This is a genomic window from Streptomyces sp. CC224B, from assembly GCF_030010595.1.
Taxonomy (GTDB): domain Bacteria; phylum Actinomycetota; class Actinomycetes; order Streptomycetales; family Streptomycetaceae; genus Streptomyces; species Streptomyces longispororuber.
On sequence record NZ_JASCXL010000202.1, the window covers coordinates 1 to 6,937 of the forward strand.

Annotated in this window: 7 protein-coding genes; 1 reads left to right on the forward strand and 6 read right to left on the reverse strand. The window is 74.3% G+C overall.

Annotated elements, in window-relative coordinates; genetic code table 11:
- Nucleotides 1–134 precede the first annotated feature (134 nt).
- The 6 genes from QK440_RS40310 to QK440_RS40335 all read right to left on the reverse strand — a co-directional run bounded on the left by QK440_RS40310 (nt 135) and on the right by QK440_RS40335 (nt 6,048).
- Complete coding sequence (locus QK440_RS40310) at nt 135–392, reverse strand: DUF5133 domain-containing protein (protein ID WP_349239358.1); 258 nt, start codon at nt 390–392, stop codon at nt 135–137.
- Between the two features lie 68 nt (nt 393–460).
- Entirely contained in the window at nt 461–1,930 is a 1,470-nt protein-coding gene (locus tag QK440_RS40315; RefSeq protein ID WP_282798239.1) for an ornithine decarboxylase, read from the reverse strand.
- A gap of 131 nt (nt 1,931–2,061) precedes the next feature.
- On the reverse strand, nt 2,062–2,859 hold the full coding sequence (locus tag QK440_RS40320; protein WP_282798240.1) for an anti-sigma factor: 798 nt from the start codon (nt 2,857–2,859) through the stop codon (nt 2,062–2,064).
- Nucleotides 2,856–3,440, reverse strand: a complete 585-nt coding sequence (locus tag QK440_RS40325; RefSeq protein ID WP_282798241.1) for a sigma-70 family RNA polymerase sigma factor — start codon at nt 3,438–3,440, stop codon at nt 2,856–2,858. The genes QK440_RS40320 and QK440_RS40325 overlap by 4 nt, the downstream gene beginning before the upstream one ends.
- Nucleotides 3,441–3,604: 164 nt before the next feature.
- Nucleotides 3,605–4,264, reverse strand: a complete 660-nt coding sequence (locus QK440_RS40330) for a fasciclin domain-containing protein (RefSeq protein WP_282798242.1) — start codon at nt 4,262–4,264, stop codon at nt 3,605–3,607.
- Between the two features lie 104 nt (nt 4,265–4,368).
- A complete protein-coding gene (locus tag QK440_RS40335) occupies nt 4,369–6,048 on the reverse strand; it encodes a molybdopterin-dependent oxidoreductase (RefSeq protein WP_282798243.1) in 1,680 nt (559 codons plus the stop codon).
- Nucleotides 6,049–6,552: 504 nt separating this feature from the next.
- On the opposite strand from QK440_RS40335, the gene QK440_RS40340 reads away from it, so the two are divergent.
- On the forward strand, nt 6,553–6,822 hold the full coding sequence (locus QK440_RS40340; RefSeq protein ID WP_282798244.1) for a hypothetical protein: 270 nt from the start codon (nt 6,553–6,555) through the stop codon (nt 6,820–6,822).
- The last annotated feature ends 115 nt before the right edge of the window (nt 6,823–6,937 follow it).

The following is a 6,937-nucleotide window of genomic DNA, read 5'->3' on the forward strand; positions in this document are numbered from 1 at the left end:
GCCCGGGGGGCGCGGGGGCGGGGCGCCCGCGGCCCCGCCCGCGTAATCCCCGCGCCGGCCCGACCGGGTGGGACCGGTCGGGCCGTCGCGGTTCTTCGCGTGGGCCCGGTCGTCTCAGGCCGTCAGCGGTCGGCTCAGGCCGCGAGGAGCGTGTCCTGAGCCGGAGCCGCCGGTGGTGCGTCGGGGCGCTCGGCCGCCGCCAGGATCTCGTCGGCCGCCGCGATCGCGTCCGTGATCGACCGGGTGCCCGTCACCACGCACAGGGTGTAGACGACGTCCTCAAGCTCCCGCTGCCACACCGGGTCGGCCTTCTCTCCCAGTGCGATGCGCGCACTGGCGTAACGGGCGAGCAGAGTTCTCACCGAGCGCGGATCCGGCTTCAACACGACCACAAACCCCTCCCTGGACATCCTTCGGTGACCTACGGGTGCCCCGGAATCCCGTCCTCATGCCCTGCCCGTCACGTGTCCTCCGCCACCACGCGCACGCTCTTGACGTCGGTGTCGGCGGCGTCCGGCACGACCATGCCGGCGTCGACGCCGGTGCGCAGATAGCGCACGACGTCCGCGTTGAGGCGTTCGCCGGGCAGCGCGGCGGGGATGCCGGGCGGGTACGGGGTGAGCATCTCCGCGGTGACCCGGCCGACGGCCTTCTCCCACGGCACCTGCTCGGTCGGCCCGAAGTACGCGTCGCGCGGGAGCAACACCTGTTCGAGCCGCAGGTCCTGGGGGTCCGGTACCTCGACCTGCTCCGCCGGCCGCAGCTCGTCCGCGTGCGCGGCGACGTCCCGCAGCGCCGTGAGGAGCGTCCGGGCGGCGTGCTCGTCGTCGGCGTGGGTGAGCTGGGCGCTGATGCGGCGGTGGTCGGACAGGTGCAGGTTGATGTGGTGGTGCTCGCGCAGCCAGTCGGCCGCCCGGTAGCCGGTCGTACCGAGAGCGGTGATGTCGACGATGATCTGGAGGGGGTCCATGTCGGCCGCCCGGCCGGGCCCGCAGAAGTCGTCCCGTCCGTGGACGTGCATCCCGTCGATGCCCGCGATCCGGGTCCGCAGGGAGGCGGCGACGGCGAGCGCGTCGTCGTAGAGGGCGCGGCCGTGCTCCACCATCTGGCGCCGCCAGCCGTCCAGGGCGGCGTACAGCAGCACGGAGGGGCTGGTGGTGCCGAGGAGGTCCTCGCGGCTCTTGAGCACCTCCGGGTCGATGAGATCGCCCTGGAGGTGGAAGACCGACCCCTGCTCCAGGCCGGAGCCCATCTTGTGCACGGAGGTGACGCAGACGTCGGCTCCGGCGTCCATGGCCCAGGCCGGCAGGTCCGGGTGGAACGGCAGGTGCGCGCCCCACGCCTCGTCCACGATGAGCGGCCTGCCCCGCCGGTGGCAGACCCGTGCGATGGCGGCCAGGTCCGAACAGGTGCCGTACGGAGTGGGCGTCGTCACGAGGGCGCCCTTGGCGTCGGGGTGCTCGGCGAAGGCCGCCTCGAACGCCTCTGCGGACGGGGGGTGCGCCAGGTGCCGCTCGGGGTCCCACTGCGGCGCCACCCAGACGGGCCGGATGCCGGAGAGGATCAGCCCGGAGACCACGGACTTGTGGGCGTCGCGCCCCACGAGCAGCTTCTCGTGCGGCCCCGCCACCGACAGCATGGCCGACTTGACCGACAGGGAGCTGCCGCAGGTGGAGAAGAAGGTGTGCTCCGCGCCGACGGCGTCCGCCATGAGGGCCTGCGCCTGTTCGAGGACGCCGCGGGAGGACCTCCGGTCGTCGAGGCCGGAGGTCGCCAGGACGTCCGAGCGGAACACCGCGTCCCCGAGGACCTCGCGGACCCGGGGGTCCGCGCCGCGTCCCTGCTTGTGGCCCGGTGGGGTGAAGGGGGTCTGCCCTTCGGCGTGGTAGGCGGCCAGGGCTTCGAGTACGGGCGCCTTCGAATGGTCCATAGGGTGCGGTTGCCCTCGCCCCCGGAGCAGGAAACGGTGCGTCGGCGCGGGTGCGGCCGGGCGGGTGACCCGGGGTGCGGGGCGGGCCCCGCGGTCCGGGGGCCGGGACCGGCCCCCGGCGCCGGGAGACGTCACGGTGCCGTGGGCCTCTGGTTGTCCGGCGGGACCGAGCGGGAGGCGGCGGGGAAGTCGACGGCCACGATCGGAGCGGTGCTGGGCTGCCTCGAGCCGCCCGCGGGCTCCACCGTGATGCCCATGCCGGTGGCTCCGCCGAGGCCGCCGGTCAGCAGGACGGCGGCGGGGCCGCCGCCCGGGCGCATGAGGCCGGCGGGGCGCATGGACCCCCCGTCGTCGAACCAGAGTTGGTAGACCTTGCCGTCGGGGGGCGGGTCCATGCGGGCGGCGACGAACGCGGCCCGGTCCATGCGGCGCGAGACGACGACGCTGCCGCCGGCGCCACCGGGCAGCCTCGCCGCCCTGGTGCGGGCGTCGGGGGCGGCCAGGAGCGCCGCGAGCCCGTCGGCCTCCTGCCGGGCCTGGCCGGCCTGCCGGCGGGCCTCCTCCCCGCGCTGGTACTGCCAGGCGGCCACCGTGCCGGCTCCCGTCGTCAGGGCCAGGCACGCGGCCAGTACCCAGCGCGTGACGCGGCGCGTACGCGGTGCCGGAGAGCGGTGCTCCGCCGCCGGGGCGGAGCGCGGCGGCACCTGGCGCACCGTGGAGATCCGCCGGAGCACGGCTTCGCGCAGGGCGGGACGCGGCACCGTGGCGGTCGCCGAGCCGAGGCGGGCGGCCGTGGCGGTCAGTTCGCGCACCTCCTGGGCGCAGGCCGGGCACGCGGCCAGGTGTTCCTCGAAGGCGGCGCGCTCGCTCCCGTCCAGTGCGCCCAGGGCGTAGGCGCCGGTGAGGGTGTGCAGCTCGGCTCGGGTCATGCGCTGACTCCCAGGCAGTCGCGCAGACGGATCAGCCCGTCGCGCAGGCGGGTCTTGACGGTGCCGAGGGGCAGGGCGAGCAGCTCGGCGACCTCGCGGTAGGTCAGGCCCCGGTAGTAGGCCAGGGTCACGGACTGGCGCTGGACCTCGGTGAGGCCGCGCAGGCACCGGCGCACCTGTTCGCGCTCCAGCCGGGTCTCCACCTGTTCGCTGACCTCGTCGAACTCCGGGGTCCGGTCCAGCAGCGCGGCCTTGTGCTCCCGGGCGGCCGACGCCTGGGCGGAGCGGACACGGTCCACCGCCCGCCGGTGGGCCAGCGTCATCACCCACGCCATGGCCGGTGCCTTCTCGGGCCGGTAGCGAGGGGCGGTGCGCCAGATGTCCAGGAGGACCTCCTGGGCGACCTCCTCGGACTGGGCGTGGTCGCGCACCACGCTGCGCACCAGGCCGAGCACCGCGCCCGCCACCCTGTCGTAGACGGCCGCGAAAGCCTCCTGGTCCCCGCGGGCGGTGCGCGCCAGCAGCTCCTGCAGGTCGGGTTGCGGCTCGGTGTGCCGGCCAATGCGCACGGCTTCCTTCACGGCCTGGTCCTCCACGACGGCGGGGCAGCCGTCCTCTGTGATCGCGACGGTGACACGCGCCGGGCGTACCGCTGTCTGTGCGCGTACGCGTGTCCGTGAGGGGGCGGGGCACACCGCCCGGCCGGAAGGACGTGCGGTTCCGGCCGGGCAGCGATGCGACCGGGTCACTTCTTCGGCATCAGGACCGTGTCGATGATGTGGACGGTGGCGTTGGCGGTCCGCACGTTGCCGCAGACGACGTTCGCCGAGTCGTTGACCTTGTACTGCTCGCCCGAGCCCGCCGTGGTCAGCTCGCTCTTCTCCAGCGTGGCGTAGGAGCCGTTCTCCAGTTGCTGGGGCGCGAGCTTCCGGCCGACGACGTGGTAGGTGAGGATCTTGGTGAGCTGCTGCTTGTCCTTGAGGACCTTGTCCAGGTCGGCCTTGGGGATCTTGGCGAAGGCGTCGTTGGTGGGCGCGAACACCGTGATGCCCTTGGCGGTGTTCAGGGTGTCGACGAGGCCGGCCTTCTTCACGGCGGTGACCAGCGTCGACAGGGCCGGGTTGTTCGAGGCGGCCGTGGCGACGGGGTCCTCGGCCATGCCGTCGAAGCTGCCGGCGCCGTCCTCGGGCACGGTGGCACAGGCCTTGCCGAACGGCTCGTCCGCGCTCATGCCGTCGGAGGCGGGGCTGTCGCCGTCCCCGGCGGGGGTGCTGGCGGCGGCCCGGTCGTCCTTCTTGTCCTTGCCGTCGTCGTCGCCGTCACCGCAGGCGGCGAGGGTGAGGGGCAGGGCGAGGGCCAGAGCGGCGGCCGCGATGACGCGACGGGCGCGGGGGGTGCGGTTCATGGTGTTCTCCTTGGCGATGAACATATCGGGTATATCGGGTACATCGGTGTGTCGGGGACAGGGAGTGGTCGGGGAGGGCTCGGGCACGCGGGCGGTGGGCCGGGTCAGGTGACGGTGACGACCACCGAGTGGTGGCCGGAGGCGCCGTCGGGGACGGTCCGCGTCCGCTTCGGGGTCTGGGTGCGGCCGGTGCGGTCGGTGGCGCGGACGTGGAGGGTGTGCTGTCCGGGCGCGGCCCGCCAGGACCAGCTCCACTGCCGCCAGGTGTCCACGGGGCCTTCGGGGGCGAGGCGCGCCCCCTGCCAGGGGCCGTCGTCGACGCGGACCTCGACGCGGGCGATGCCCTTGTGCTGGGCCCAGGCGACTCCGGCCACGGTGACCCGGCCGGCCGTGGGCCGGGCGAAGGGCCTCGGGGTGTCGATGCGGGACTGCGTCTTGACGGGCGCCTCGGCCGCCCAGTCACGCTTGACCCAGTAGGCGTCGAAGGCGTCGAAGGTGGTCAGTTCGAGTTCCTCGATCCACTTGCAGGCGGACACGTAGCCGTACAGGCCCGGCACGAGCATGCGGACCGGGAATCCGTGGTCGAACGGCAGCGGCCGGCCGTTCATGCCGACGGCGAGCAGCGCGTCGCGGCCGTCCATGACGGTCTCCACCGGCGTGCCGATCGTCATGCCGTCCACGGACCGGGCCACCAACTGGTCGGCCCGGCCGCCGCGGGAGGGGGGCCGTACACCGGCTTCCTCCAGCAGCTCCTTCAGGCGTACGCCGAGCCAGCGGGCCGAGCCGACGTAGGGGCCGCCCACCTCGTTGGACACGCACGTCATGGTGATGTCCCGCTCGACCAGGGGGCGGCGCAGCAGGTCCTGGAAGTCCAGGACGAGCGGGGAGCGCACCCCCTCGCCGTGCAGCCGCAGCCGCCAGCGGCCGGCGTCCAGGTACGGGACGCGCAGCGCGGTGTCGACGCGGTAGAAGTCCTCGGTGCCCGTGGTGTACGGCGTCAGCTCCGGCAGCCGCAGGTCGACGCCCCGGGGCAGCGCCGGCGCGGGCGAGTCGGGCGGGGGAAGACGCACCGCCTCACGGGACGCCGTGGCCTCGGCGACCGTCGTGGCGTTCACCCGGCGGGCCAGGTGACCCAGGCCACTGGCTACGGCCGCCGTACCCGCGGCGGCGAGCACGAAAGCGCGACGCGGCAGGCGGCCGGTCACCGGGTCCCGGCGGACCAGGCCGGAGCCCCAGCGGCGCAGTGTGGCCTTTCCCCCGCTCTCCCGCTGAGCCCGCGCAGGCGTCCGCGGTGCGCCCTGGTCTTCTGGAGCCGGGGCAGCTGGCGGAGCCGGGCGGGTCAGCAGGGTTGTCAGGGCGTACAGCACCCCCGCCCCCGCCAGGCCCCCGCACAGCGAGGGCACGGCGTCCGTGACCCCGACGGAGTCCGGCCTGCTCAGGGCCGCCTGGGCCCCGACGGCACCGAACAGGGCGACACCCACGCAGGCAGTACGCCGGTGCCGCGCCGCCAGGGCGCCCGTCGCTAGGGCGAACAGCGCGAGCAGAGCCAGGATGCCCAGCTGGAGCACCAACTTGTCGTCGGTGCCGAACGAGCGGATCGCCCAGTCCTTCACCGCTCCCGGCGTGCGGTCGATGACCGCTCCGCCGACGGCGGTGACCGGCCCGGCCTCGGGGCGCACCGCGGCGGCGGTCAGCTCCGCGACGGCCAGGGCGGAATAACCCGCGACCAGGCCGCCGCAGGCGGCCAGGGCCCCGGTGACGACTGCTGTGCTTCTTGTGCTCACAGTAGCTATTCGGAGCCGGCGCGCGGGCGGATGGGTCTGTCGCTCAAATGGGTGCGGCTTTTTCCGTTGGTGCTGGTCAGCGGAGCGCGGTGCAAGCCGTCGGCGGAGTACGGGTGCCGCCGTCGGCACGGTGCGGCGGTCAGCGGAGCGCGGGTGCCGCCGTCGGCACGGTGCGGCGGTCAGCGGGCCCCGGTGTCGCCGTCGGTGGTCACCGGCAGGAGCACCGCGCTCGTGGAGCCCTTCGCCGGGGCCCGTCGCCCGCCCCACGCGAGTGGTCGGCCAGCCGCCCGTGCCGCATGATCGAAGTACCGAGGCCCCCCGACCGTTCGTACGGCGACGCCCCGCCTCACGCCGGAGCCGGGAGCGGTCCGAAGGAAACAGACGCGGGTGATGTGGCGGTTCGCGTTAGTTCACCGCGGACGCTGGATACCCGGTGTGATGGCACCGGCCAGTCGGCCGGTGCCGACAAGTGACACCAGAGACGGTCAACACGGAGGCGATCGCATGCCGAAGGTTCAGCAGCCCGTGACGGACGACAGCATCAAGGTCCGCCAGGTCAACCACTACCAGTTCAGCTGGGTCGCCGGGGAACCGGGCCAGCGTGGCACCTTCACCCTGCAACTGGTGCTGGACGAGGGCGCCTGGGAAGAGGTTGTCACCGTGGATGCCGAGGACGCCGACGTGTTGCAGGACTTGCTGGAGAGCACCAAGACGGTCCACTACGACGTCTCCCGCCGCACCCTGATGTTCGGCGTCACCCCTGCCGGGCACTGACCCGCCCCGCACGTGCCCGCCGACCGCCGGGGGGGGGGGGGGGGGGGGGGGGGGGGGGGGGGGGCGCCGGGGGGGGGGGGGGGGGGGCGCGGGGGGGGGGGGGGGGGGGGGGGTG

Bases quoted from the DNA above. Each gene is read 5' to 3' on its own strand.
- QK440_RS40315 (WP_282798239.1), bottom strand. From the start codon at position 1,930: ATGGACCATTCGAAGGCGCCCGTACTCGAAGCCCTGGCCGCCTACCAC.
- QK440_RS40320 (WP_282798240.1), bottom strand. From the start codon at position 2,859: ATGACCCGAGCCGAGCTGCACACCCTCACCGGCGCCTACGCCCTGGGC.
- QK440_RS40330 (WP_282798242.1), bottom strand. From the start codon at position 4,264: ATGAACCGCACCCCCCGCGCCCGTCGCGTCATCGCGGCCGCCGCTCTG.
- QK440_RS40340 (WP_282798244.1), top strand. From the start codon at position 6,553: ATGCCGAAGGTTCAGCAGCCCGTGACGGACGACAGCATCAAGGTCCGC.